The sequence below is a fragment of the Pseudomonas putida genome (genome assembly GCF_030159595.1).
GTDB lineage: Bacteria > Pseudomonadota > Gammaproteobacteria > Pseudomonadales > Pseudomonadaceae > Aquipseudomonas > Aquipseudomonas putida_AC.
In genome coordinates this window covers 16,223-41,132 of the sequence record NZ_BSKJ01000012.1, presented here as the reverse complement: position 1 = coordinate 41,132, position 24,910 = coordinate 16,223, and the positions used below count along the sequence as shown (strand labels likewise).

At 57.6% G+C, this 24,910-nt stretch carries 36 protein-coding genes; 1 reads left to right on the top strand and 35 read right to left on the bottom strand.

Features of this window, described 5'->3' with window-relative positions; all coding sequences use genetic code 11:
* Window position 1: 1 nt before the first annotated feature.
* The gene (locus QQL85_RS22810) at window positions 2–1,396 is read right to left on the bottom strand and encodes an MFS transporter (protein WP_284356807.1); all 1,395 of its coding nucleotides are present in this window, start codon (window positions 1,394–1,396) and stop codon (window positions 2–4) included.
* Between the two features lie 129 nt (window positions 1,397–1,525).
* Here QQL85_RS22810 and uvrA point away from each other — a divergent pair, with 129 nt between their 5' ends.
* Window positions 1,526–4,360: an excinuclease ABC subunit UvrA gene (uvrA, locus tag QQL85_RS22805; protein ID WP_284356808.1), complete on the top strand. Its 2,835-nt coding sequence runs from the start codon at window positions 1,526–1,528 to the stop codon at window positions 4,358–4,360.
* A gap of 72 nt (window positions 4,361–4,432) precedes the next feature.
* Here the strand turns inward: uvrA and bfr are convergent, their stop codons facing one another.
* The 34 genes from bfr to rpsL all read right to left on the bottom strand — a co-directional run bounded on the left by bfr (window position 4,433) and on the right by rpsL (window position 24,846).
* Complete coding sequence (gene bfr / locus QQL85_RS22800; RefSeq protein WP_003257116.1) at window positions 4,433–4,897, bottom strand: bacterioferritin; 465 nt, start codon at window positions 4,895–4,897, stop codon at window positions 4,433–4,435.
* 163 nt (window positions 4,898–5,060) lie between these two features.
* Window positions 5,061–6,500 carry a catalase gene (locus tag QQL85_RS22795; protein ID WP_284356809.1) on the bottom strand — a complete coding sequence of 480 codons (1,440 nt, stop codon included), beginning with the start codon at window positions 6,498–6,500 and terminating at the stop codon, window positions 5,061–5,063.
* Between the two features lie 172 nt (window positions 6,501–6,672).
* The gene (gene rplQ, locus QQL85_RS22790) at window positions 6,673–7,059 is read right to left on the bottom strand and encodes a 50S ribosomal protein L17 (protein ID WP_003255451.1); all 387 of its coding nucleotides are present in this window, start codon (window positions 7,057–7,059) and stop codon (window positions 6,673–6,675) included.
* A gap of 42 nt (window positions 7,060–7,101) precedes the next feature.
* A complete protein-coding gene (locus QQL85_RS22785; protein ID WP_003255452.1) occupies window positions 7,102–8,103 on the bottom strand; it encodes a DNA-directed RNA polymerase subunit alpha in 1,002 nt (333 codons plus the stop codon).
* A gap of 22 nt (window positions 8,104–8,125) precedes the next feature.
* Complete coding sequence (gene rpsD, locus QQL85_RS22780) at window positions 8,126–8,746, bottom strand: 30S ribosomal protein S4 (RefSeq protein ID WP_012270238.1); 621 nt, start codon at window positions 8,744–8,746, stop codon at window positions 8,126–8,128.
* Window positions 8,747–8,761: 15 nt separating this feature from the next.
* On the bottom strand, window positions 8,762–9,151 hold the full coding sequence (gene rpsK / locus QQL85_RS22775) for a 30S ribosomal protein S11 (RefSeq protein WP_003255454.1): 390 nt from the start codon (window positions 9,149–9,151) through the stop codon (window positions 8,762–8,764).
* Window positions 9,152–9,169: 18 nt separating this feature from the next.
* Entirely contained in the window at window positions 9,170–9,526 is a 357-nt protein-coding gene (gene rpsM / locus QQL85_RS22770; protein WP_003255457.1) for a 30S ribosomal protein S13, read from the bottom strand.
* Window positions 9,527–9,657: 131 nt separating this feature from the next.
* Complete coding sequence (gene rpmJ, locus QQL85_RS22765) at window positions 9,658–9,774, bottom strand: 50S ribosomal protein L36 (RefSeq protein ID WP_002555468.1); 117 nt, start codon at window positions 9,772–9,774, stop codon at window positions 9,658–9,660.
* Between the two features lie 28 nt (window positions 9,775–9,802).
* The gene (gene secY, locus QQL85_RS22760; protein ID WP_003257108.1) at window positions 9,803–11,134 is read right to left on the bottom strand and encodes a preprotein translocase subunit SecY; all 1,332 of its coding nucleotides are present in this window, start codon (window positions 11,132–11,134) and stop codon (window positions 9,803–9,805) included.
* Window positions 11,135–11,569, bottom strand: a complete 435-nt coding sequence (rplO, locus tag QQL85_RS22755) for a 50S ribosomal protein L15 (RefSeq protein WP_003255461.1) — start codon at window positions 11,567–11,569, stop codon at window positions 11,135–11,137. It lies immediately after the preceding gene.
* 3 nt (window positions 11,570–11,572) lie between these two features.
* Complete coding sequence (gene rpmD, locus QQL85_RS22750) at window positions 11,573–11,749, bottom strand: 50S ribosomal protein L30 (protein ID WP_003255463.1); 177 nt, start codon at window positions 11,747–11,749, stop codon at window positions 11,573–11,575.
* Window positions 11,750–11,751: 2 nt separating this feature from the next.
* Complete coding sequence (gene rpsE, locus QQL85_RS22745; protein ID WP_003255465.1) at window positions 11,752–12,252, bottom strand: 30S ribosomal protein S5; 501 nt, start codon at window positions 12,250–12,252, stop codon at window positions 11,752–11,754.
* A 3-nt stretch (window positions 12,253–12,255) separates the two neighbouring features.
* Window positions 12,256–12,606: a 50S ribosomal protein L18 gene (rplR, locus tag QQL85_RS22740; RefSeq protein WP_003255467.1), complete on the bottom strand. Its 351-nt coding sequence runs from the start codon at window positions 12,604–12,606 to the stop codon at window positions 12,256–12,258.
* Between the two features lie 10 nt (window positions 12,607–12,616).
* Window positions 12,617–13,150, bottom strand: a complete 534-nt coding sequence (gene rplF, locus QQL85_RS22735) for a 50S ribosomal protein L6 (RefSeq protein ID WP_003255469.1) — start codon at window positions 13,148–13,150, stop codon at window positions 12,617–12,619.
* Between the two features lie 12 nt (window positions 13,151–13,162).
* Window positions 13,163–13,555 (bottom strand): 30S ribosomal protein S8, encoded by a 393-nt coding sequence (gene rpsH / locus QQL85_RS22730; RefSeq protein WP_003255471.1) that lies wholly within the window; start codon window positions 13,553–13,555, stop codon window positions 13,163–13,165.
* A 208-nt stretch (window positions 13,556–13,763) separates the two neighbouring features.
* Complete coding sequence (gene rpsN, locus QQL85_RS22725) at window positions 13,764–14,069, bottom strand: 30S ribosomal protein S14 (RefSeq protein WP_009681970.1); 306 nt, start codon at window positions 14,067–14,069, stop codon at window positions 13,764–13,766.
* A gap of 13 nt (window positions 14,070–14,082) precedes the next feature.
* Window positions 14,083–14,622, bottom strand: coding sequence for a 50S ribosomal protein L5 (gene rplE, locus QQL85_RS22720; protein WP_003255474.1), 540 nt, complete (start codon window positions 14,620–14,622; stop codon window positions 14,083–14,085).
* A 20-nt stretch (window positions 14,623–14,642) separates the two neighbouring features.
* Complete coding sequence (gene rplX / locus QQL85_RS22715) at window positions 14,643–14,957, bottom strand: 50S ribosomal protein L24 (RefSeq protein ID WP_003255476.1); 315 nt, start codon at window positions 14,955–14,957, stop codon at window positions 14,643–14,645.
* A gap of 11 nt (window positions 14,958–14,968) precedes the next feature.
* Complete coding sequence (rplN, locus tag QQL85_RS22710; protein WP_002555479.1) at window positions 14,969–15,337, bottom strand: 50S ribosomal protein L14; 369 nt, start codon at window positions 15,335–15,337, stop codon at window positions 14,969–14,971.
* Window positions 15,338–15,360: 23 nt separating this feature from the next.
* On the bottom strand, window positions 15,361–15,627 hold the full coding sequence (rpsQ, locus tag QQL85_RS22705; RefSeq protein ID WP_003255478.1) for a 30S ribosomal protein S17: 267 nt from the start codon (window positions 15,625–15,627) through the stop codon (window positions 15,361–15,363).
* Between the two features lie 2 nt (window positions 15,628–15,629).
* Entirely contained in the window at window positions 15,630–15,821 is a 192-nt protein-coding gene (rpmC, locus tag QQL85_RS22700) for a 50S ribosomal protein L29 (protein ID WP_002555481.1), read from the bottom strand.
* Window positions 15,821–16,234 (bottom strand): 50S ribosomal protein L16, encoded by a 414-nt coding sequence (gene rplP, locus QQL85_RS22695; protein ID WP_003255479.1) that lies wholly within the window; start codon window positions 16,232–16,234, stop codon window positions 15,821–15,823. Before rplP ends, rpmC begins: the two co-directional genes overlap by 1 nt.
* 12 nt (window positions 16,235–16,246) lie before the next feature.
* A complete protein-coding gene (gene rpsC, locus QQL85_RS22690) occupies window positions 16,247–16,933 on the bottom strand; it encodes a 30S ribosomal protein S3 (protein ID WP_003255481.1) in 687 nt (228 codons plus the stop codon).
* Between the two features lie 13 nt (window positions 16,934–16,946).
* Entirely contained in the window at window positions 16,947–17,279 is a 333-nt protein-coding gene (gene rplV / locus QQL85_RS22685) for a 50S ribosomal protein L22 (protein ID WP_003103908.1), read from the bottom strand.
* A gap of 11 nt (window positions 17,280–17,290) precedes the next feature.
* Window positions 17,291–17,566: a 30S ribosomal protein S19 gene (gene rpsS / locus QQL85_RS22680; protein ID WP_010486981.1), complete on the bottom strand. Its 276-nt coding sequence runs from the start codon at window positions 17,564–17,566 to the stop codon at window positions 17,291–17,293.
* Window positions 17,567–17,582: 16 nt separating this feature from the next.
* On the bottom strand, window positions 17,583–18,407 hold the full coding sequence (rplB, locus tag QQL85_RS22675; protein WP_008089816.1) for a 50S ribosomal protein L2: 825 nt from the start codon (window positions 18,405–18,407) through the stop codon (window positions 17,583–17,585).
* 14 nt (window positions 18,408–18,421) lie between these two features.
* Window positions 18,422–18,721, bottom strand: coding sequence for a 50S ribosomal protein L23 (gene rplW, locus QQL85_RS22670; RefSeq protein WP_003255484.1), 300 nt, complete (start codon window positions 18,719–18,721; stop codon window positions 18,422–18,424).
* Entirely contained in the window at window positions 18,718–19,320 is a 603-nt protein-coding gene (rplD, locus tag QQL85_RS22665) for a 50S ribosomal protein L4 (RefSeq protein WP_003255485.1), read from the bottom strand. Before rplD ends, rplW begins: the two co-directional genes overlap by 4 nt.
* Before the next feature lie 12 nt (window positions 19,321–19,332).
* Window positions 19,333–19,968 (bottom strand): 50S ribosomal protein L3, encoded by a 636-nt coding sequence (rplC, locus tag QQL85_RS22660; protein ID WP_003257089.1) that lies wholly within the window; start codon window positions 19,966–19,968, stop codon window positions 19,333–19,335.
* A gap of 80 nt (window positions 19,969–20,048) precedes the next feature.
* Window positions 20,049–20,360, bottom strand: a complete 312-nt coding sequence (gene rpsJ / locus QQL85_RS22655) for a 30S ribosomal protein S10 (protein ID WP_003186070.1) — start codon at window positions 20,358–20,360, stop codon at window positions 20,049–20,051.
* 141 nt (window positions 20,361–20,501) lie between these two features.
* Window positions 20,502–21,695, bottom strand: coding sequence for an elongation factor Tu (tuf, locus tag QQL85_RS22650; RefSeq protein WP_003255489.1), 1,194 nt, complete (start codon window positions 21,693–21,695; stop codon window positions 20,502–20,504).
* A gap of 27 nt (window positions 21,696–21,722) precedes the next feature.
* Window positions 21,723–23,867: an elongation factor G gene (gene fusA, locus QQL85_RS22645; protein ID WP_284356810.1), complete on the bottom strand. Its 2,145-nt coding sequence runs from the start codon at window positions 23,865–23,867 to the stop codon at window positions 21,723–21,725.
* Between the two features lie 30 nt (window positions 23,868–23,897).
* Window positions 23,898–24,368: a 30S ribosomal protein S7 gene (rpsG, locus tag QQL85_RS22640; protein WP_003246741.1), complete on the bottom strand. Its 471-nt coding sequence runs from the start codon at window positions 24,366–24,368 to the stop codon at window positions 23,898–23,900.
* A gap of 106 nt (window positions 24,369–24,474) precedes the next feature.
* Window positions 24,475–24,846, bottom strand: coding sequence for a 30S ribosomal protein S12 (rpsL, locus tag QQL85_RS22635; RefSeq protein WP_003255492.1), 372 nt, complete (start codon window positions 24,844–24,846; stop codon window positions 24,475–24,477).
* Between the last annotated feature and the right edge of the window lie 64 nt (window positions 24,847–24,910).

Below are 24,910 nucleotides of genomic sequence, written 5' to 3'. Positions count from 1 at the left end.
CCTAGGCTTCGCACGCCGAAGAGGCTGGATTCACCAGTCGCTCGAGGGTCGCACGGTCCAAAATTTTCGTATCCAGTTTGATATAGATGGCGGCTTCTTCTGCCACCACAACGGCGTCGGTCACACCCGGCACAGCCATCAGGCGCTCGGTCAGGCCGGCTTCCCGGACTGCCTCTGGCGTCAGCGGCATGCGCAGGCTGGTCACATAGGGCGGCTCGTTCATGCGAAGCGCGACGACCAACCAGATGGCACACAGTACCGCACACCCCAGGAACACCATGTTCAGCCCGCCGTGCTGGAACAACCAGCCACCGAGGATTCCTCCCAAGGCAGCGCCGAGGAACTGGCTGGTGGAATAAACCCCCATTGCCGTCCCCTTGCCACCGGCAGGCGATACCTTGCTGACCAGCGAAGGCAGCGAAGCCTCCAGCAGGTTGAATGCGGTAAAGAATACCACGGTGCCAATCACCAGTCCGCGCAAACCGTCAGCCCACTCCCAGAAGTATATCTCTGTCAGCAGCAGGACACCGACCGCGCCGGCCAACACGCGTTTCATCTTGCGCTTTTTTTCGCCGTAGATGATGAACGGGACCATTGCAAAAAATGAGATGAACAGCGCGGTCAGGTACACCCACCAGTGCTGCTCCTTGGGCAGGCCGCCGCGTTCGACGAAGGCCAGTGGCAGCGCGACGAAGCTGGCCATGAGGATGGCGTGCAGGATGAAGATGCCCACGTCCAGGCGCAGGAGGTCCGGATGCCGTAGGGTCGGGCCGATTGCCTGGCGTGACACACCCGACTCGCGGTGCTGCAGGATACTGTGCGTGTTGGGCACGACAAAGGCGATCAACAGGATGCCAACCAGAGCAAGCCCAGCTGTGGCCAGGAACAATCCTGACAAACCAAAGGCGCTTGTCAGCAAGGGGCCGACGACCATGGCGACAGCGAACGACAGGCCGATGCTCATGCCGATCATGGCCATGGCCTTGGTCCGGTGTTGCTCGCGGGTCAGATCGGACAGCAGCGCCATGACGGCGGCAGAAATAGCCCCGGCGCCCTGCAAAATCCGCCCGGCGATAACACCCCAGATGGAATCGGCCTGGGCCGCCAGTACGCTGCCAAGGGCAAAGATCACCAGGCCCAGGTAAATCACCGGCCGACGACCGATGCGGTCGGAAATCATCCCGAACGGAATCTGCAATACCGCCTGGGTCAGGCCATAGGCTCCAATGGCCAGGCCGATCAACGCAGGTGTGGCACCGGCCAGGTCCATGCCGTAGGTGGCCAGTACTGGCAAGACCATGAACATGCCCAGCATACGAAAGGCAAAGACCAGGGCAAGGCCGCCAGCGGCGCGGGTTTCGCCGCCACTCATGCGCTCGTTGTGGGTGTCGTGCATGGATTAACCTCGTGTGAACCGGCGGCGATTCTATCAGTCCGACAGCTTGACGGCATCTACGCGACGCTTTGCCGCGCCATACTGGCGCGCCGTATACTTCCTTGTTTATGCCCGCCGAGCGAGGCCGCAGTGGACAAGATCCTGATTCGTGGGGCACGTACCCACAACCTGAAGAACATCGACCTGACCCTGCCCCGGGACAAGCTGATCGTGATCACCGGCCTGTCCGGTTCCGGCAAGTCGTCCCTGGCGTTCGACACCCTGTACGCCGAAGGCCAGCGCCGCTATGTGGAATCGCTGTCGGCCTACGCCCGGCAGTTCCTGTCGATGATGGAAAAGCCCGACGTCGACACCATCGAAGGCCTGTCGCCGGCCATTTCCATCGAGCAGAAGTCGACCTCGCACAACCCACGCTCCACGGTCGGCACCATCACCGAAATCTACGACTACCTGCGCCTGCTGTATGCCCGCGTGGGGACACCACGCTGCCCGGACCACGACATCCCACTGGAAGCGCAAACGATCAGCCAGATGGTCGACCTGGTGCTGGAGCGCCCGGAAGGCAGCAAGCTGATGCTGCTGGCGCCGGTGGTGCGCGAGCGCAAAGGTGAGCACCTGGCCGTGTTCGACGAGCTGCGCGCCCAAGGCTTCGTCCGCGCCCGGGTCAACGGCAAGCTCTACGAGCTGGACGAATTGCCCAAGCTGGACAAGCAGAAGAAGCACAGCATCGATGTGGTGGTGGACCGCTTCAAGGTGCGCGCCGACCTGCAGCAGCGCCTGGCGGAATCGTTCGAAACCGCGTTGAAGCTGGCCGACGGCATTGCCCTGGTGGCGCCGATGGACGATGAGCAAGGCGAAGAGATGATCTTCTCCGCCCGCTTCGCCTGCCCGGTCTGTGGCCACGCCATCAGCGAGCTGGAACCCAAGCTGTTTTCCTTCAACAACCCGGCTGGCGCTTGCCCGACCTGCGATGGCCTTGGGGTGAAACAGTTCTTCGACACCAAGCGCCTGGTCAATGCCGAACTCACCTTGGCTGAAGGTGCGATTCGCGGCTGGGACCGGCGCAACGTGTACTACTTCCAGATGCTTGGCTCACTGGCCGCGCATTATGGCTTCAGCCTGGAGGAGCCGTTCGGCGAGCTGTCGGCCGAACACCAGAAGGTGATCCTGCAGGGCAGTGGCAAGCAGAGTGTCGACTTCAAGTACCTGAACGACCGGGGCGATATCGTCAAGCGCTCGCACCCGTTCGAAGGCATCGTGCCAAACCTGGAGCGCCGCTACCGCGAGACCGAGTCGGCCACCGTGCGCGAAGAGCTGGCCAAGTTCCTCGGCACCCAGCCCTGCCCGGATTGCCGCGGCACCCGCCTGCGCCGCGAGGCGCGCCATGTATGGGTGGGCGAAAAGACCCTGCCGGCGGTCACCAACCTGCCAATCGGCGAGGCCAGCAACTACTTCGGCGAGCTGACACTGACCGGCCGCCGTGGCGAGATTGCTTCGAAGATCCTCAAGGAAATCTGCGAGCGCCTGCAGTTCCTGGTCAACGTCGGCCTCGACTACCTCACCCTCAACCGCAGCGCCGATACGCTGTCCGGTGGTGAGGCGCAGCGTATCCGCCTGGCCAGCCAGATCGGCGCCGGCCTGGTCGGGGTCATGTACATCCTCGATGAACCGTCCATCGGTCTTCATCAACGCGACAACGACCGCTTGCTCGCCACCCTCAACCACCTGCGCGACCTGGGCAATACGGTAATCGTGGTGGAGCACGACGAGGACGCCATTCGCTTGGCAGACTATGTGGTCGACATTGGCCCGGGTGCAGGTGTGCACGGTGGCCAGATCGTCGCCGAGGGCACGCCACAGGAGGTCATGGACCACCCTGATTCGCTCACCGGCAAATACCTGTCCGGACGCAAGAAGATCGTCGTGCCCGCCAAGCGCACGCCGCGCAACAAGAAGCTGCAACTCAAGCTCAAGGGCGCACGTGGCAACAACTTGCAGAACGTCGACCTGGAAGTCCCGATCGGCCTGCTGACCTGCGTGACCGGCGTATCGGGCTCGGGCAAGTCGACACTGATCAACAACACCCTGTTCCCGCTGGCCGCCACTGCCCTCAATGGCGCGAGCACCCTGGAAGCAGCGCCGCACGCCAGCATGGATGGCCTTCAGCATCTGGACAAGGTCGTCGATATCGACCAAAGCCCGATTGGCCGTACCCCGCGCTCGAACCCGGCGACCTACACTGGTATCTTCACGCCGATCCGCGAGCTGTTCTCCGGCGTGCCGGAATCGCGCTCACGCGGCTACGGCCCGGGACGCTTCTCGTTCAACGTCAAGGGCGGCCGCTGCGAGGCTTGCCAGGGTGACGGCCTGATCAAGGTCGAGATGCACTTCCTGCCAGACATCTATGTGCCGTGCGACGTGTGCAAGAGCAAGCGCTACAACCGTGAAACCCTGGAGATCAAGTACAAGGGCAAGAACATCCACGAGGTGCTGGAAATGACCATCGAGGATGCCCGCGAGTTCTTCGATGCAGTGCCGGCGCTGGCGCGCAAGCTGCAGACGTTGATGGATGTAGGCCTGTCGTATATCAAGCTGGGCCAGTCGGCGACCACGCTGTCTGGCGGTGAGGCGCAGCGGGTGAAACTGTCACGCGAGCTGTCCAAGCGCGATACCGGCAAGACCTTGTACATCCTTGATGAGCCAACCACCGGCTTGCACTTTGCCGATATCCAGCAATTGCTGGACGTACTGCATCGCCTACGCGACCACGGCAACACGGTGGTGGTGATCGAGCACAACCTGGATGTGATCAAGACCGCCGACTGGCTGGTGGACCTGGGGCCGGAGGGCGGCTCCAAAGGTGGGCAGATCATTGCCTGCGGCACGCCGGAAGCACTGAGCGAGATGAAGCAATCATATACCGGGCATTACCTGAAACCGCTGCTGGAGCGAGATCGGGCCTGAGCGCTGCCGGCGCAATGAAAAAGCCCCTGGTACCGTTGGTGCCAGGGGCTTTTTCTTGAGTCTGTGGATAACTTACATCTGCGACTGCAGGTAGTTTTCCAGGCCAATGGCCTTGATCAGGCCCTGCTGCTTCTCCAGCCAGTAGGTGTGATCTTCTTCAGTATCGGCCAACTGCGCACGCAGGATGTCACGGCTGATGTAGTCCTTGTGCAGTTCGCACAGTTCGATGCCTTTGCACAGCGCACCGCGCACCTTGTATTCGAGCTTGAGGTCAGCCTCGATCATTTCCGGCACGGTGCTACCGACTTCCAGGTCGTCCGCACGCATATCTGGGGTACCTTCGAGCATGAGGATACGACGCATCAGGGCATCAGCGTGCTGCGTCTCTTCTTCCATCTCGTGGTTGATGCGCTCGTAGAGCTTGGACAGGCCCCAGTCTTCGTACATGCGCGAATGAATGAAGTACTGGTCGCGTGCCGCCAGTTCGCCCTTCAGCAGCGTGACGAGGTAGTTGATTACGTCCGGGTGGCCTTGCATCGCCCTGATTCTCCATGTGAAAACGTCTATGCCACATAGTGTGAACCAGCTTTTGCCTACGGTCACTGAAAAACGCGCAATTAGAAGCAAAAAATCGGTTAAACAGTAGTGATATTCATTGAAAAACCGCCCAAATGAGGGCGGTTCTTCTTATCACTTCGACTTAGGCGAGATTGATGCCCAAGGCCTTGGCAATCCCTTCGCCATAGGCCGGGTCGGCCTTGAAGAAGTACTGCAACTGGCGCTGGATGACGTCTTCGCTCACTCCTGCCATGGTTCCGGCGATGTTGCTGATCAGCAGTGCCTTCTGCTCGTCATTCATCAGTCGGAACAGCGCCCCGGCGTGGCTGAAGTAATCGGTGTCCTCTCGGTGATCGTAACGGTCCGCCGATCCATTCAGGGCCAGCGCAGGCTCAGCATGGCGTGGCGACTGCTTCGGCGCCTCAGCGTAGCTGTTGGGCTCGTAGTTCGGTGCACTGCCGTAACTACGCGTGGCCATGGAGCCATCGCGCTGGTAGCTGTTGACCGGGCAGCGTGGCGCATTTACCGACAACTGCTGGTGGTTGGTACCCACTCGGTAGCGGTGTGCGTCTGCATAGGCGAATACGCGGCCTTGCAACATGCGGTCGGGCGACAGGCCGACCCCTGGCACCATATTGCTTGGCCCGAACGCAGCCTGCTCGACTTCGGCGAAATAGTTGAGCGGGTTACGGTTAAGCTCCAGCACGCCCACCTCGATCAGCGGATAGTCCTTCTGCGACCAGGTCTTGGTGACGTCGAAAGGGTTCTCCTCGCGGTTGGCAGCCTCGGCTTCGCTCATCACCTGAATGCATACGGTCCAACGGGGGTAGTCGCCACGCTCGATAGCCTCGAACAGGTCGCGCTGAGCGTAGTCGGGGTCAGTGCCCGCCAGGCGTGCAGCATCGGCCGGGGCGAGGTTCTTGATGCCTTGCTGGGTCTTGAAATGCCATTTGACCCAAGTGCGCTCACCCTTGGCATTGATCAAACTGTAGGTGTGACTGCCAAAGCCGTGCATGTGGCGATAGCCGTCCGGAATACCTCGATCCGAGAACAGGATGGTGACCTGGTGCAGCGCCTCGGGCGAGTGCGACCAGAAGTCCCACATCATCTGGGCGTTCTTCAAATTGGATTGCGGGTGACGTTTCTGGGTGTGGATAAAGTCCGGGAACTTGAGCGGGTCCCGAATGAAGAACACGGGCGTGTTGTTACCGACGATGTCCCAGTTGCCTTCCTCGGTGTAGAACTTGACCGCAAAGCCGCGTGGGTCGCGCTCGGTATCTGCCGAGCCTCGCTCGCCACCGACGGTAGAGAAGCGCAGGAAGGTCTCGGTCTGCTTGCCAACCTGCTCGAAAAGCCTGGCGCTGGTGTAATCGGTGATATCGCGGGTGACGGTAAAGGTGCCGTAGGCGCCCGAGCCCTTGGCGTGTACACGGCGCTCTGGAATGTTCTCGCGGTTGAAGTGGGCAAGCTTCTCGATCAGGTGGAAGTCGTCGAGCAGCAACGGGCCGCGTGGGCCGGCAGATCGGGAATTCTGGTTGTCGGCTACAGGTGCACCGCTGGCGGTGGTGAGAATCTTGCTCATGGGCTCTCCTTATCGGTCTTCAAGCGCCGGCTAATCGGCTACGGAGAGAGTATTGTCGAGCAAGGCTACAGGGACAAATTCATTACATGACTTGAATCAATAGAAATTAACAATGCATACAGAAACAAAAAACCGGGCACTAGGCCCGGTTCTTTGTAGCAGACAGAACGTCTTACTCAGCAGCTTCTACAGCACCGCCGACCGGACGATCAACCAGCTCGACATACGCCATAGGCGCGTTGTCGCCAGCGCGGAAACCGCACTTCAGGATGCGCAGGTAGCCGCCCTGACGGGTGGCGTAACGCTTGCCCAGGTCGTTGAACAGTTTGCCAACAGCGGACTTCGAACGGGTACGGTCGAAGGCCAGACGGCGGTTAGCAACGCTGTCTTCCTTGGCCAGGGTGATCAGCGGCTCGGCAACGCGGCGCAGTTCCTTGGCTTTCGGCAGGGTGGTTTTGATCAGCTCGTGCTCGATCAACGACACTGCCATGTTCTGGAACATAGCCTTGCGGTGAGAGCTGGTACGGCTCAGGTGACGTCCACTTTTACGATGACGCATGATTCATTCCTTACCAAACACTACGTTCGGTGATTACGACGATCAGGCGGTCGCCTTGTCGTCTTTCTTAAGACTTGCAGGCGGCCAGTTGTCGAGGCGCATGCCGAGAGACAGACCACGAGAGGCCAGGACGTCCTTGATTTCAGTCAGGGACTTCTTGCCCAGGTTAGGAGTCTTCAACAGCTCTACTTCGGTACGCTGAATCAGGTCGCCGATGTAGTAGATGTTCTCCGCCTTGAGGCAGTTGGCCGAACGTACAGTCAGTTCCAGGTCGTCAACCGGACGCAGCAGGATCGGATCGATCTCGTCTTCCTGCTCGACTACGACAGGCTCGCTGTCACCTTTGAGGTCGACGAACGCGGCCAGCTGCTGTTGCAGGATGGTCGCAGCGCGGCGGATAGCCTCTTCAGGATCCAGGGTGCCGTTGGTTTCCAGATCAATGACCAGCTTGTCCAAGTTGGTACGCTGTTCAACACGGGCGTTCTCGACCACATAGGCGATACGACGCACCGGGCTGAACGAAGCGTCCAACTGCAGACGGCCAATGCTACGGCTTTCGTCTTCGTCGGTTTGACGGGAGTCGGCCGGCTCGTAACCACGACCACGAGCTACAGTGAGCTTCATGTTCAGGGCGCCGTTCGACGCCAGGTTCGCGATTACGTGATCGGGGTTGACGATCTCGACATCGTGATCCAGCTGAATATCGGCAGCGGTAACCACCCCCGAACCCTTTTTCGACAAGGTCAGCGTAACTTCGTCACGACCGTGCAGTTTGATAGCCAGGCCTTTCAGGTTCAACAGGATTTCAATTACGTCTTCCTGAACACCTTCGATCGCGGAGTACTCATGGAGTACGCCATCGATCTCGGCCTCGACTACTGCACAGCCAGGCATGGAGGACAACAGGATGCGGCGCAGCGCGTTGCCCAGGGTATGGCCGAAACCACGCTCGAGAGGCTCGAGCGTAATCTTGGCGCGGGTCGGACTGACTACCTGCACATCAATGTGGCGGGGAGTCAGGAACTCATTTACCGAAATCTGCATGGATGCACCTATTTTCTAGCCCTTACTTGGAGTAGAGCTCGACAATCAGGTTTTCGTTGATGTCGGCAGACAGGTCGCTGCGAGCAGGAACGTTCTTGAAAACGCCCGACTTTTTAGCAGCATCCACGTCAACCCACTCAACGCGGCCACGCTGGGCGCACAGTTCAAGGGCTTGAACAATGCGCAGCTGGGCCAGCGACTTCTCGCGGACCGCGACCACGTCACCCGGACGAACTTGGTAGGATGGAATGTTTACAGTCTTACCGTTGACGCTGATCGCTTTGTGCGAAACCAGCTGACGGGACTCGGAACGAGTCGAGCCGAAGCCCATACGGTAGACGACGTTATCCAGACGGCACTCGAGCAGTTGCAGCAGGTTCTCACCGGTTGCGCCTTTTTTCGAGGCTGCAGCCTGGTAGTAACCGCGGAACTGACGCTCCAGTACACCGTAGATACGACGGACTTTTTGTTTCTCACGCAGCTGGGTGCCGTAGTCGGACTGACGGCCACGGCGCTGGCCGTGGATACCTGGGGCTGCTTCGATGTTGCACTTCGATTCCAGAGCGCGAACGCCGCTCTTCAGGAACAGATCGGTGCCTTCACGACGAGACAGTTTGCATTTTGGACCAATGTAACGTGCCATTCTTCTGTCTCCTGATTACACGCGACGCTTCTTCGGCGGACGGCACCCGTTATGCGGGATAGGCGTCACGTCGGTGATGCTGGCGATCTTGTAGCCGCAGCTGTTCAATGCACGAACGGCGGACTCACGACCTGGACCTGGACCCTTGACGTTAACGTCGAGGTTCTTCAGACCGTATTCCAGCGCAGCTTGACCAGCACGCTCAGCAGCGATCTGAGCTGCGAACGGGGTGGATTTGCGCGAACCACGGAAACCCGAACCACCGGAGGTCGCCCAGGACAACGCATTGCCCTGACGGTCGGTGATGGTCACGATGGTGTTGTTGAAAGAGGCATGGATGTGGGCGATGCCATCAACCACTGTCTTTTTGACTTTCTTACGAGGACGAGCAGCAGGTTTTGCCATGTCTATATTCCTGGGCGGTTACTTGCGGATCGGCTTACGCGGGCCCTTACGGGTGCGTGCGTTGGTCTTGGTGCGCTGACCGCGAACCGGCAGACCTTTACGATGACGCAGGCCGCGGTAGCAACCCAGGTCCATCAAGCGCTTGATCTTCATGTTGATGTCACGACGCAGGTCACCTTCGGTGGTGAACTTCGCGACTTCGCCACGCAGGGTTTCGATTTGCTCGTCGCTCAGATCCTTGATCTTAGCGGCTGGGTTTACACCAGCGTCTGCACAGATCTTCTGTGCAGTTGTGCGACCGACACCATAGATGTAGGTCAGCGAGATAACAGTATGCTTGTTATCTGGAATGTTGACGCCTGCAATACGGGCCATTCAGTGGGACTCCAATTGACAGCTACCTACGCCCCGGAAGCCAAGAAATAGGGCGCGAGATAATATCGCTGTAGAAACGAATAATCAACCCAGCAGCACACTAGCTGCTGGGTTTGAAGCGCAGATCACACTCAGCCTTGGCGCTGTTTGTGACGCGGTTCCGCGCTGCAGATCACTCGAACGACGCCTTCGCGACGGATGATCTTGCAGTTACGGCACAGCTTTTTCACCGATGCACGAACTTTCATTACCGACTCCTCGAACCTTAGGGGCGTATCAGCGCAGCAGACCGCTGCCACCGTAGCCTTTCAGGTTGGCTTTCTTCATCAGGGATTCGTACTGGTGCGAAACGAGGTGCGATTGTACTTGGGACATGAAGTCCATCACAACCACTACCACAATCAGCAACGAGGTCCCGCCAAGGTAGAACGGCACATTTGCTGCCACCACCAGGAACTGGGGCAGAAGGCAGACGGCCATCATGTAAAGAGCACCGAACATGGTCAAACGGGTCAGAACGCCATCAATGTAGCGTGCCGACTGCTCACCAGGACGGATACCCGGAATAAAGGCACCGGACTTCTTCAGGTTTTCCGCTACGTCTTTCGGGTTGAACATCAATGCTGTGTAGAAGAAGCAGAAGAAAATGATCCCCGCACTAAACAGCAGAATGTTCAACGGCTGACCAGGAGCGATCGACTGCGAGATGTCCTGCAGCCAGCCCATACCTTCGGACTGACCGAACCAGGCACCCAGCGAAGCCGGGAACAGCAAAATGCTGCTCGCGAAAATGGCCGGGATAACCCCTGCCATGTTCACCTTCAACGGCAAGTGGCTGGTCTGCGCAGCGAAGACCTTACGGCCCTGCTGACGCTTGGCGTAGTGAACGGCGATACGACGTTGACCACGCTCAATGAACACCACGAAACCGATAATCGCTACTGCCAGCAAACCGATAGCGACCAGGGCGAAAATATTGATATCGCCTGTGCGTGCAGACTCGAAAGACTGCCCGATTGCTCTCGGAAGACCGGCAACGATACCTGCGAAGATCAACATCGAGATACCGTTGCCCACACCGCGCTCGGTGATCTGCTCGCCCAGCCACATCATGAACATCGCGCCTGCCACGAAGGTGGAGACGGCGACGACATGGAAGCCCAGGCCCACAGAAAACGCCACGCCCTGGTTGGCCAGGCCAATGGACATGCCAATGGCTTGAACCAGTGCCAGGATAACGGTGCCGTAGCGGGTGTACTGGCTGATCTTGCGACGGCCAGCTTCACCTTCCTTCTTCAACTGCTCCAGTTGCGGGCTGACCGCCGTCATCAGCTGCATGATGATCGATGCCGAGATGTACGGCATGATCCCCAGTGCAAAGATGCTCATGCGCTCAAGCGCGCCACCAGAAAACATGTTGAACAAGCTAAGAATGGTCCCCTCATTCTGCCGAAACAGATCCGCCAGACGGTCCGGATTGATGCCAGGAACCGGGATATGCGCACCTATCCGATAGACGATGATCGCCATGAACAGAAAGCGCAGACGAGCCCAGAGTTCCGACATCCCGCCCTTACCGAGCGAAGAGAGAGCACCTTGCTTAGCCATTTATTCCTCGAATTTGCCGCCAGCTGCTTCGATAGCCGCACGCGCACCCTTGGTGGCTGCGATGCCCTTGATGGTGACTGCGCGAGTAACTTCGCCAGACAGCATGATTTTCACACGCTGAATGTGCTGGTTGATCACGTTGGCATCCTTCAGGGATTGCACGGAGATCACGTCGCCTTCCACCTTGGCCAGCTCGGACAGACGCACTTCGGCGCGGTCCATGGCTTTCAGGGAAACGAAGCCGAACTTCGGCAGACGACGGTGCAGCGGCTGTTGACCGCCTTCGAAGCCAGGAGCGATCGAACCACCCGAACGGGAGGTCTGACCTTTGTGGCCACGGCCGCCGGTCTTACCCAGACCGCTACCGATACCACGACCTGGACGATGCTTTTCGCGACGGGAACCCGGCGCTGGACTCAGATCATTGAGTTTCATCGATTAGCCCTCGACCTTCAGCATGTAGTAAGCCTTGTTGATCATCCCGCGGTTCTCGGGAGTATCCTGGACTTCTACAGTGTGACCGATGCGACGCAGACCCAGGCCTTTAACACACAGCTTGTGGTTAGGCAGACGGCCCGAGACGCTCTTGATCAGCGTTACTTTTACGGTTGCCATGATCAGAAGATCTCCTCGACGCTCTTGCCGCGCTTGGCAGCAATGGATTCAGGAGATTGCATGGCTTTCAGACCCTTGAAGGTGGCGTAAACCACGTTCACTGGGTTGGTCGAACCGTAGCACTTGGCCAGAACGTTCTGAACACCAGCAACTTCCAGGACAGCACGCATTGCGCCGCCGGCGATGATACCGGTACCTTCCGAAGCAGGCTGCATGTAAACCTTCGAGGCGCCGTGGGCAGCCTTGGTGGCGTACTGCAGGGTGGTGCCCTTCAGGTCAACCTGGATCATGTTGCGACGAGCAGCTTCCATGGCTTTCTGGATCGCGGCTGGTACTTCGCGCGACTTGCCACGGCCGAAGCCGACACGACCTTTACCATCACCAACCACGGTCAACGCGGTGAAGGTGAAGATACGGCCGCCTTTTACGGTCTTGGCAACGCGGTTAACTTGAACCAGCTTCTCGATGTAGCCTTCGTCGCGCTTTTGATCGTTATTTGCCATAACTTAGAACTCCAGCCCGCCTTCACGAGCAGCATCAGCCAGCGCTTTGACGCGGCCATGGTACTTGAAGCCGGAACGGTCAAAGGCAACTTGAGATACACCGGCGGCTTTCGCACGCTCAGCTACCAGCTTGCCAACCTTAGTGGCCGCGTCGATGTTGCCAGTGGCGCCATCACGCAGGTCTTTGTCCAAGGTCGAGGCGCTTGCCAGAACCTTGCTGCCGTCGGCCGAAATGACCTGGGCATAGATGTGCTGCGAAGAGCGGAACACGCACAGGCGCACGACTTCGAGTTCGTGCATCTTGAGACGTGCTTTGCGAGCGCGACGCAGTCGAATAACTTTTTTGTCGGTCATTTACTAGGCCCTACTTCTTCTTGGCTTCTTTACGACGGACTACTTCGTCCGCGTAACGCACACCTTTACCTTTGTAAGGCTCTGGCGGACGGAAGTCGCGGATTTCAGCGGCCACCTGACCTACCAGCTGCTTGTCGATACCCTTGATCAGGATGTCGGTCTGGCTAGGCGTTTCAGCGGTGATACCGGCTGGCAGTTCGTAGTCCACTGGGTGAGAGAAGCCCAGGGCCAGGTTCAGGACGGTGCCTTTGGCCTGTGCCTTGTAACCAACACCGACCAGCTGGAGCTTGCGCTCGAAGCCTTGGCTTACGCCTTGGACCATGTTGTTGACCAGAGCACGGGTGGTACCGGCCATGGCACGAGCTTGCTGGTCACCATTGCGAGCAACGAAACGCAGCTCACCAGACTCTTCGGTAACTTCAACAGACGAGTGAACGTTCAGTTCGAGAGTGCCTTTGGCACCCTTCACCGAAAGCTGCTGGCCGGCGAATTTGACTTCGACACCGGATGGCAGCTTAACGGGGTTCTTAGCGACGCGAGACATGTCTATCCCCCCTTAGAACACTGTGCACAGAACTTCGCCGCCGACACCGGCAGCGCGCGCAGCGCGATCAGTCATCACACCTTTGTTGGTGGAGACGATAGACACGCCCAGACCGCCACGTACTTTCGGCAGATCGGTGACGGCCTTGTACTGGCGCAGGCCTGGACGGCTGGAGCGCTTCAGTTCCTCGATGACCGGACGGCCTTCGAAGTACTTCAGTTCGATCGACAGGGAAGGCTTGGCCTCACCAGTTACCTGGTAGCCAGCGATGTAACCTTCGTCCTTCAGAACTTTGGCAACCGCGACCTTCAGGGTAGAGGAAGGCATGCTTACGACGGACTTTTCAGCCATCTGGGCATTACGGATGCGAGTTAGCATGTCCGCTAACGGGTCCTGCATACTCATGGGCTAGATGCTCCTGATACAAGAATTATTAGCCTTGCGGCTATGACAACCACCCGAGCGGATTGGGCAAAAACCCAGGCTCAGGTGAGCCGGTCATTCTAGACACAAGGCAGAAACGAAACAAGCCCCATATAGGGGCTTGTTTGTTGGCGAGGTCACCGGCGGTCGGAAGATCGCTCCCCTTCCGCCAGGATCACACCGGCAGCGATTACCAGGAGGCCTTGACCAGACCTGGTACATCACCACGCATTGCAGCTTGACGCAGCATGTTACGGCCCAGGCCGAACTTACGGTATACACCGTGAGGACGACCGGTCAGGCGGCAACGGTTGCGCAGGCGCGAGGCGCTAGCGTCACGTGGCTGCTTCTGCAGAGCGACAACGGCAGCGAAACGCTCTTCTGGAGAGGCGTTAACGTTGACGATGGTCGCTTTCAGCTCAGCACGCTTCTTAGCGAACTTGGCTACCGTGAGCTGACGCTTCAGCTCGCGGTTTTTCATGCTCTTCTTGGCCATTTTCCTACTCCAATCAGTTGCGGAACGGGAACTTGAAAGCACGCAGCAGAGCGCGGCCTTCGTCGTCCGAACGAGCAGTGGTGGTCAGGGTGATGTCCAAACCGCGCAGAGCATCGATCTTGTCGTAATCGATTTCCGGGAAGATGATCTGCTCTTTCACGCCCATGCTGTAGTTGCCACGGCCATCGAAGGACTTGGCATTCAGGCCGCGGAAGTCGCGAACCCGAGGCAGGGAGATCGCCAGCAGGCGGTCCAGGAATTCGTACATCTTGTCGCTACGCAGGGTCACCTTGACGCCGATCGGCCAGCCTTCGCGGACTTTGAAGCCAGCGATGGATTTGCGAGCGAAAGTCACGACCGGCTTTTGACCGGTGATCTTTTCCAGGTCGGCAACAGCGTGCTCGATGACTTTCTTGTCGCCGATCGCTTCGCCCAGACCCATGTTCAGGGTGATCTTGGTAACGCGCGGAACTTCCATCACGTTCGACAGCTTAAGTTCTTCCTTAAGCTTAGGAGCGATTTCGTTCCGGTAAATCTCTTTCAGTCGTGCCATGGTCTTCTACCTAGCAGTGTTCAAGCATCAACCGCTTTTTGGGTCGACTTGAAGACACGAATTTTTTTACCGTCTTCTACTTTGAAACCAACGCGGTCAGCCTTGTTGGTTTCGCCGTTGAAGATGGCAACGTTGGAAGCGTGCAGAGGCGCTTCTTTCTCGACGATACCGCCCTGTACGCCCGCCATCGGGTTAGGCTTGGTATGACGCTTGACCAGGTTCACACCACCGATGACCAGACGGTCATCAGCCAGAACCTTCAGCACCTTACCGCGCTTACCTTTGTCTTTGCCGGCGATCACGATGATCTCGTCGTCACGACGAATCTTTTGCATGTCGGATCTCCTTACAGCACTTCAGGGGCGAGCGAGACGATCTTCATGAACTTCTCAGTACGAAGTTCACGGGTCACTGGCCCGAAGATGCGAGTGCCGATCGGCTCTTGCTTGTTGTTCAGCAGAACAGCAGCGTTGCCGTCGAAACGAATGATGGAACCGTCAGCGCGACGAACACCGTGACGGGTGCGCACGACAACAGCAGTCATCACTTGGCCTTTTTTGACCTTACCGCGCGGAATTGCTTCCTTGACGGTAACCTTGATGATGTCACCGATGCCGGCGTAACGGCGGTGCGAACCGCCGAGCACCTTGATGCACATGACGCGACGAGCGCCGCTGTTATCGGCCACATCGAGCATGGATTGAGTCTGAATCATAAAATTTCTCCGACCCCTAGCCCTTAGACTTCAACAGCGCGTTCGAGGACTTCAACCAGTGCCCAGGACTTGGTCTTGGCCAGCGGACGGGTTTCGCGGATGGAAACCTTGTCGCCGATCTTGCACTGGTTGGCTTCGTCGTGCGCGTGCAGCTTAGTCGAACGCTTAACGTATTTACCGTAGATCGGGTGCTTTACGCGACGCTCGATCAGAACGGTGATGGTCTTGTCCATTTTGTCGCTGACGACACGGCCAGTCAGCGTACGGACGGTTTTTTCAGCTTCAGCCATGATCACTTACCTGCCTGCTGGTTGAGCACAGTTTTCACGCGAGCGATGTCACGCTTAACTTGCGAGAGCAGGTGCGACTGCCCCAACTGGCCAGTTGCTTTCTGCATACGCAGATTGAACTGGTCGCGCAGCAAGCCGAGCAGTTGCTCGTTCAGTTGCTGTGCCGATTTTTCACGAAGTTCATTCGCTTTCATCACATCACCGTCCGCTTAACAAAGGAGGTGGCGAGAGGCAGCTTTGCAGCAGCCAGGGCGAAAGCTTCGCGCGCCAGCTCTTCAGAAACACCCTCGATCTCGTACAGGACTTTGCCTGGCTGGATCTGGGCAACCCAGTATTCCACGGAGCCCTTACCTTTACCCATACGAACCTCAAGAGGCTTCTTGGAGATCGGCTTGTCCGGGAACACACGGATCCAGATCTTACCGCCACGCTTAACGTGACGGGTCAGCGCACGACGTGCGGACTCGATCTGGCGAGCGGTGAGGCGACCGCGAGCAACAGCTTTCAGGGCGAATTCGCCGAAGCTGACTTTGCTACCGCGCAGTGCCAGACCACGGTTGTGGCCGGTCATCTGCTTGCGGAATTTTGTACGCTTTGGTTGCAACATTTGGCGTACCCCTTACTTAGCAGCTTTTTTACGAGGCGCTGGTGCTTGTGGTTTCAGTTCTTCTTGGCGACCACCAATAACTTCGCCTTTGAAGATCCAAACCTTCACACCGATCACACCGTAAGTGGTGTGAGCTTCGTAGGTGTTGTAGTCGATATCGGCACGCAGGGTGTGCAGAGGCACACGACCTTCGCGATACCACTCGGTACGAGCAATCTCAGCACCGCCGAGACGACCGCTCACCTGGATCTTGATGCCCTTGGCACCAATACGCATGGCGTTCTGTACGGCGCGCTTCATGGCGCGACGGAACATTACGCGGCGTTCCAGCTGCTGAGCTACGCTCTGCGCAACCAGCATGGCGTCGAGTTCCGGCTTGCGGATCTCTTCGATGTTGATGTGCACAGGCACACCCATCTGCTTGGTCAGGTCCTGACGCAGCTTCTCGACATCTTCACCTTTCTTCCCGATAACGATACCTGGACGAGCGGTGTGGATGGTGATGCGTGCAGTTTGAGCCGGACGATGAATATCGATACGGCTTACGGACGCGCTTTTTAGTTTGTCTTGGAGGTACTCACGCGTTTTCAGATCCTTCAACAGGTAATCTGCGTAAGTAGCACCGTCTGCGTACCAGACGGAGGTGTGCTCCTTGACGATTCCCAGGCGAATGCCAGTGGGATGTACTTTCTGACCCATCTGATCGACTCCGTTACTTGTCCGCAACCTTGACAGTGATATGGCAAGACCGCTTGACGATGCGATCTGCGCGGCCTTTGGCACGCGGCATGATGCGCTTCAGCGAACGCCCTTCGTTGACGAAGACGGTGGAGACCTTCAGGTCATCAACGTCTGCGCCTTCGTTGTGTTCGGCGTTGGCAACGGCCGACTCGAGGACTTTCTTCATGATTTCAGCGGCTTTTTTGCTGCTGAAGGCCAACAGGTTGAGCGCTTCGCCCACCTTCTTCCCGCGGATCTGGTCGGCGACCAAGCGGGCTTTCTGGGCGGAGATGCGAGCGCCCGACAACTTAGCGGCTACTTCCATTTCCTTACCCCTTAACGCTTGGCTTTCTTGTCAGCCACGTGCCCGCGATAGGTGCGGGTACCGGCGAACTCGCCCAGTTTGTGGCCGACCATGTCTTCGTTCACGAGAACTGGAACATGCTGGCGACCGTTGTGAACCGCGATGGTCAGACCGACCATTTGTGGCAGGATCATCGAGCGACGCGACCAGGTTTTAACTGGCTTGCGATCGTTCTTCTCCACCGCCACTTCGATCTTCTTCAGCAGGTGAAGATCGATAAAAGGACCTTTTTTCAGAGAACGTGGCACTGTCGTATCCCTCTAGTTACTTGCGACGACGGACGATCATGTTGTCGGTACGCTTATTACCACGGGTTTTAGCACCCTTGGTTGGGAAGCCCCATGGCGATACCGGATGACGACCACCGGAGGTACGACCTTCACCACCACCATGTGGGTGGTCAACCGGGTTCATGGCAACACCACGAACGGTTGGGCGAACGCCGCGCCAGCGTTTGGCACCCGCTTTACCCAGCGAACGCAGGCTGTGCTCGGAGTTCGAGACTTCGCCCAGGGTCGCACGGCACTCAGCCAGTACTTTACGCATCTCACCGGAACGCAGACGCAGAGTCACGTATACGCCGTCACGAGCGATCAGCTGAGCCGAAGCACCAGCGGAACGAGCGATCTGAGCACCTTTACCCGGCTTCAGTTCGACGCCGTGAATGGTGCTACCTACTGGGATGTTGCGCAGCTGCAGGGAGTTACCGGCCTTGATTGGGGCCAGGGCACCTGCGATCAGCTGGTCGCCAGCGCTCACGCCTTTAGGGGCGATGATGTAGCGACGCTCACCGTCTGCGTAGCACAGCAGGGCGATGTGAGCAGTACGGTTTGGATCGTATTCGATACGCTCGACAGTGGCTGGAATGCCATCTTTGTCGTTGCGACGGAAGTCGACCAGACGGTAATGCTGCTTATGACCACCACCAACGTGACGAGTGGTAATGCGGCCATTGTTGTTACGACCACCAGACTTCGATTTCTTCTCGAGCAGCGGTGCGTGAGGAGCGCCTTTGTGCAGCTCCTTGTTGACCACCTTGACCACGAAACGGCGGCCAGGGGAAGTCGGTTTGCATTTAACGATTGCCATGATGCACCCCTTCCTTACTCAGCACTGCTGCTGAAATCGAGATCTTGGCCTGGCTGAAGGGAGACGATCGCCTTCTTCCAGTCATTACGCTTGCCCAGACCACGTGCGGTACGCTTGGTTTTACCCAGAACGTTAACAGTCGACACGTTTTCAACTTTTACGTTGAACAGGCCTTCGACAGCTTTCTTGATTTCCAGCTTGGTTGCATCGGTAGCAACCTTGAATACGAACTGGCCTTTTTTCTCAGCCAGAACGGTAGCCTTCTCGGAAACGTGCGGGCCAAGGAGGACTTTGAATACGCGTTCCTGGTTCATCCCAGCAGCTCCTCGAATTTCTTCACGGCCGAGACAGTGATCAACACTTTCTCGTATGCGATCAGACTGACTGGGTCGGAACCTTGTACGTCACGTACATCGACGTGCGGCAGGTTGCGAGCAGCCAGGTACAGGTTCTGATCAACAGCGTCGGAAACGATCAATACGTCGCTCAGACCCATGCCGTTCAGCTTGTTCAGCAGATCTTTGGTTTTCGGTGCTTCAACAGCGAAGTCCTGAACCACGACCAGACGGTCGCTACGCACCAGCTCAGCGAGGATGGAGCGCAGGGCTGCGCGGTACATCTTCTTGTTGAGCTTTTGCGAGTGATCTTGAGGGCGAGCTGCGAAGGTTACACCACCGCCACGCCAGATCGGACCACGAGTGGTACCAGCACGAGCACGGCCAGTACCCTTCTGACGCCATGGGCGCTTACCGCCACCAGCCACGTCGGAACGGGTCTTTTGCTGCTTGGTGCCCTGACGGCCGCCGGCCATGTAGGCCACGACTGCTTGGTGTACCAGCGTCTCGTTGAATTCGCCACCGAAAGTCAGTTCGGAAACTTCGATCGCCTGAGCGTCATTTACATTGAGTTGCATGTCAGTTTCCCCTTAACCGCGAGCCTTGACAGCTGGACGTACAACCACGTCGCCGCCAGTAGCGCCAGGAACGGCACCCTTGACCAGCAGCAGGTTGCGTTCAGCGTCTACGCGAACTACTTCCAGGGACTGAACAGTCACGCGCTCGGCGCCCATGTGACCGGACATTTTCTTGCCCTTGAACACACGACCAGGAGTCTGGCACTGGCCGATGGAACCAGGAACACGGTGCGACACGGAGTTACCGTGGGTGTTGTCCTGACCACGGAAGTTCCAGCGCTTGATGGTACCGGCGAAGCCTTTACCTTTGGACTGACCAGTAACGTCTACCAGCTGGCCTGCAGTGAAGAGTTCAGCTTTGATCAGATCGCCAGCCTGGAAATCGCCTTCTTCAAGACGGAACTCCCAAACACCGCGACCAGCGGCAACGTTAGCCTTGGCGAAGTGGCCTGCCTGAGCGGCAGTCACACGCGAAGCACGACGCTCGCCGACAGTGACTTGCACTGCACGGTAGCCATCGGTTTCTTCAGTTTTGAACTGGGTGACACGATTCGGCTCGATCTCAATGACCGTGACCGGAATGGAGACACCTTCTTCGGTGAAAATGCGGGTCATACCGCACTTGCGACCGATTACACCAATAGTCATGTTGTAAACCTCATGAGTGTACGGGGCTTTCACCCGCTATGGCCGCCCATTTCAGAGCGTTACACGACTAGACCGAAGTCTTAGCCGAGGCTGATCTGTACTTCCACACCTGCCGCCAGATCAAGCTTCATCAGCGCATCAACGGTTTTATCCGTTGGCTGGACGATGTCCAGAACACGCTTATGAGTACGAATCTCGTACTGATCACGCGCGTCTTTGTTGACGTGCGGGGAGACCAGAACGGTGAAACGCTCTTTGCGGGTAGGCAGTGGAATTGGACCACGCACTTGTGCACCAGTACGTTTCGCGGTTTCCACGATTTCCTGGGTGGATTGGTCGATCAGGCGATGGTCGAAAGCCTTCAACCTGATACGGATTTGCTGATTTTGCATTGGATTTCAGACTCCAGGCTGTTCCCAACGGACGCACTACGCCCGCTAAAAGGAGGCGTGATTCTATAGACGCCCCCATTTAGTGTCAACCCAATAAAAAAAACCCCCGCTGAGCGGGGGTTTTTTCAATCGGTCGAGTGATTACTCGATGATTTTTGCTACGACGCCGGCGCCGACGGTACGACCGCCTTCACGGATAGCGAAGCGCAGACCGTCTTCCATTGCGATGGTCTTGATCAGGGTAACAGTCATCTGAATGTTGTCACCTGGCATTACCATTTCAACGCCTTCCGGCAGTTCGCAGTTACCGGTCACGTCAGTGGTACGGAAGTAGAACTGAGGACGGTAACCTTTGAAGAACGGAGTGTGACGGCCGCCTTCTTCTTTCGACAGAACGTAGACTTCTGCAGTGAACTTGGTGTGCGGCTTGACCGAACCTGGCTTGACCAGAACCTGGCCACGCTCAACGTCGTCACGCTTGGTACCACGCAGCAGGACGCCGCAGTTCTCGCCAGCACGACCTTCGTCCAGCAGCTTGCGGAACATCTCAACACCGGTGCAGGTGGTGGTGGTGGTGTCACGCAGACCAACGATTTCCAGCGGATCCTGAACGCGGACGATACCACGCTCGATACGACCGGTAACAACGGTACCACGACCCGAGATCGAGAATACGTCTTCGATCGGCATCAGGAACGGCTGGTCGATGGCACGAACTGGCTCAGGAATGTAGCTGTCCAGAGTCTCTACCAGCTTCTTGACAGCGGTAGTGCCCATTTCGTTGTCGTCTTTGCCTTCCAGGGCCATACGAGCGGAACCGATGATGATCGGAGTGTCGTCGCCTGGGAAGTCATAGGTGGACAGCAGGTCGCGAACTTCCATCTCGACCAGTTCCAGCAGCTCAGCGTCGTCTACCAGGTCAGCCTTGTTCAGGAAGACCACGATGTACGGAACGCCTACCTGACGGGACAGCAGGATGTGCTCACGGGTTTGTGGCATCGGACCATCGGCGGCCGAGCAAACCAGGATCGCGCCGTCCATCTGGGCAGCACCGGTGATCATGTTCTTCACGTAGTCAGCGTGACCTGGGCAGTCAACGTGAGCGTAGTGACGAATGGTCGAGTTGTACTCAACGTGAGCGGTGTTGATGGTGATACCGCGCGCTTTTTCTTCCGGAGCCGAGTCGATCTTGTCGAACTCAACGATCGCCGAACCGAAAACTTCGGAGCAAACGCGAGTCAGAGCTGCGGTCAGAGTGGTCTTACCGTGGTCAACGTGGCCGATAGTGCCGACGTTAACGTGGGGAAGGGAACGATCAAATTTTTCTTTAGCCACGACAGTGAACCTCTTGCCTAAAGGGGATTAGCCTTGTTTTTTAACGAGTGCTTCGACGATGTTCGACGGAGCTTCGGCGTATTTGGAGAATTCCATGGAGTAGCTTGCGCGACCCTGAGACATGGAACGAACGTCGGTTGCGTAACCGAACATTTCTCCGAGCGGAACTTCAGCGCGGACGACACGGCCAGAGACCGACTCATCCATACCCTGGACCAGACCACGACGACGGTTCAGGTCACCCATCACGTCACCCAGGTAGTCTTCCGGGGTTACAACTTCGACCTTCATGATCGGCTCGAGCACCACGCCACCGCCTTTAGTGGCCAGTTGCTTGGTCGCCATCGAAGCAGCGATCTTGAACGCCATTTCGTTGGAGTCGACGTCGTGGTACGAACCGTCGAATACCGCGGCCTTCAGGCCGATCAGAGGATAGCCGGCAACAACGCCGTTCTTCATCTGCTCTTCGATACCCTTCTGGATCGGGGCGATGAATTCCTTAGGAATCACACCACCAACGACTTCGTTGGAGAACACCAGACCTTCGGTGATGTTGCCCTTCTCGTCGACTTCCGGCTCCGAGAAACGGATCCAGCAGTGACCGAACTGACCACGACCGCCCGACTGACGAACGAACTTGCCTTCGATCTCGACGTTGGACTTGGTGATCTTCTCGCGGTACGAAACCTGCGGCTTGCCGATGTTGGCTTCGACGTTGAACTCGCGCTTCATGCGGTCAACGAGGATGTCCAGGTGCAGCTCACCCATACCCGAGATGATGGTCTGACCAGTCTCTTCGTCGGTCTTGACGCGGAACGACGGGTCTTCCTGGGCCAGCTTGCCCAGTGCAATACCCATCTTCTCCTGGTCAGCCTTGGTTTTCGGCTCAACGGAGAGCGAAATAACCGGCTCAGGGAAGTCCATGCGCTCGAGGATGATTGGCTTGTCGGCGTTGCACAGGGTTTCGCCCGTGGTCACGTCTTTCATGCCGATCAGAGCCGCGATGTCGCCAGCGCGAACTTCTTTGATCTCTTCACGCTGGTTGGCGTGCATCTGCACCATACGACCAACGCGCTCTTTCTTGCCCTTGACCGAGTTGATGACCGAGTCACCGGAGGTCAGAACGCCCGAGTAGACGCGAACGAAGGTCAGAGTACCCACGAACGGGTCAGTCGCGATCTTGAACGCCAGAGCCGAGAACGGCTCGTCGTCGTCAGCGTGACGCACGTCTTTACGAACAGCCGGATCTTCTTTGTCCAGCTCTTTGTCGTCCGGGTTGATACCCTGGATTGCAGGGATCTCGGTCGGAGCAGGCAGGTAGTCGATGACGGCGTCGAGAACCAGGGGAACGCCCTTGTTCTTGAACGACGAACCGCAGACAGCCGGAACGATCTCGCTGGCCAGGGTGCGCGCGCGCAGACCGGCTTTGATCTCTTCGACGGTCAGCTCTTCGCCTTCCAGGTACTTGTTCATCAGCTCTTCGCTGGACTCGGCAGCCGCTTCAACCATGTTGGAGCGCCACTCTTCAGCCAGCTCCAGCATATCGGCAGGAATCTCTTCCTCGCGATAAGTGGTGCCTTTGTCGTCGTCGTTCCAGTAGATAGCCTTCATCTTGATCAGGTCGACCTGACCCTGGAAGTTATCTTCCGAACCGATGGCCAGCTGAACAGGAACCGGGGTGTGACCCAGACGGTTCTTGATCTGACCTACGACGCGCAGGAAGTTTGCACCGGCACGGTCCATCTTGTTCACGTAGACAACACGTGGAACGCCGTATTTGTTGGCCTGACGCCATACGGTTTCGGACTGAGGCTCAACGCCGGAGGTACCGCAGAACACAACGACCGCGCCGTCGAGTACACGCAGCGAACGCTCTACTTCAATGGTGAAGTCAACGTGGCCGGGAGTATCGATGACGTTTACGCGGTAGTTGTCGTACTGACCAACGGAACCTTTCCAGAAGGTGGTAACGGCAGCGGAGGTAATGGTGATACCGCGCTCCTGCTCCTGCACCATCCAGTCGGTGGTCGCGGCGCCATCATGCACCTCGCCCATCTTGTGGCTCAGACCTGTGTAGAACAGGATCCGCTCGGTAGTGGTGGTCTTGCCCGCGTCAACGTGGGCACAGATACCAATGTTACGGTAGCGGTTAATTGCTGTAGTACGAGCCATAAAGCCCTCGCAAAATGATTGATGCTTGAATTAGAAGCGGTAGTGCGAGAACGCTTTGTTGGCTTCAGCCATACGGTGAACGTCTTCACGCTTCTTGACTGCAGCACCTTTGCCTTCGGCAGCATCCAGCAGCTCGCCAGCCAGGCGCAGAGCCATCGACTTCTCGCCGCGCTTGCGGGCGTAGTCTACGAGCCAGCGCATTGCCAGAGCGTTACGACGGGATGGACGAACTTCAACCGGGACCTGGTAAGTGGCACCGCCGACACGACGGGACTTTACTTCGACCAGCGGAGCGATGGCGTCGAGAGCTTTCTCGAAGATTTCCAGGGGGTCGCTGTTCTTGCGTGCTTTGACGGTATCCAGGGCACCGTAAACGATGCGCTCGGCTACAGCCTTCTTGCCGCTTTCCATCACATGGTTCATGAACTTGGCGAGGATTTGGGATCCGTATTTAGGATCGTCCAGAATCTCACGTTTTGCTGCTACACGACGTCTTGGCATGATAAGCCCTCAAACGGTCTTCAGGTTAGCCCGGGACGTGGGTCTTCGACCCCTGCCCGACCTTACTCTTATCGACTCAAAAAAATGGATATGTGCAAACGGCCGATTACTTCGGACGCTTGGTACCGTATTTCGAACGACCCTGGTTACGGCCTTTAACGCCCGAAGTATCCAGAGAGCCGCGAACGGTGTGGTAACGAACACCTGGCAAGTCTTTTACACGGCCGCCACGGATCAGGACGACGCTGTGCTCTTGCAGGTTGTGGCCTTCACCGCCGATGTACGAGGAAACCTCGAAACCGTTGGTCAGACGCACGCGGCATACTTTACGCAGTGCCGAGTTAGGTTTTTTCGGCGTGGTGGTGTACACACGGGTGCACACGCCACGACGTTGCGGGCAGTTCTGCAGCGCAGGAACGTCGGACTTCTCGACCGAACGCTTACGCGGCTGACGTACCAGCTGGTTGATAGTTGCCATCTACTAGCTCCACTGATTGTCTTGCGACTCTATTGTCTTGCAAGAAAGCCAAAAATTGGCGAGA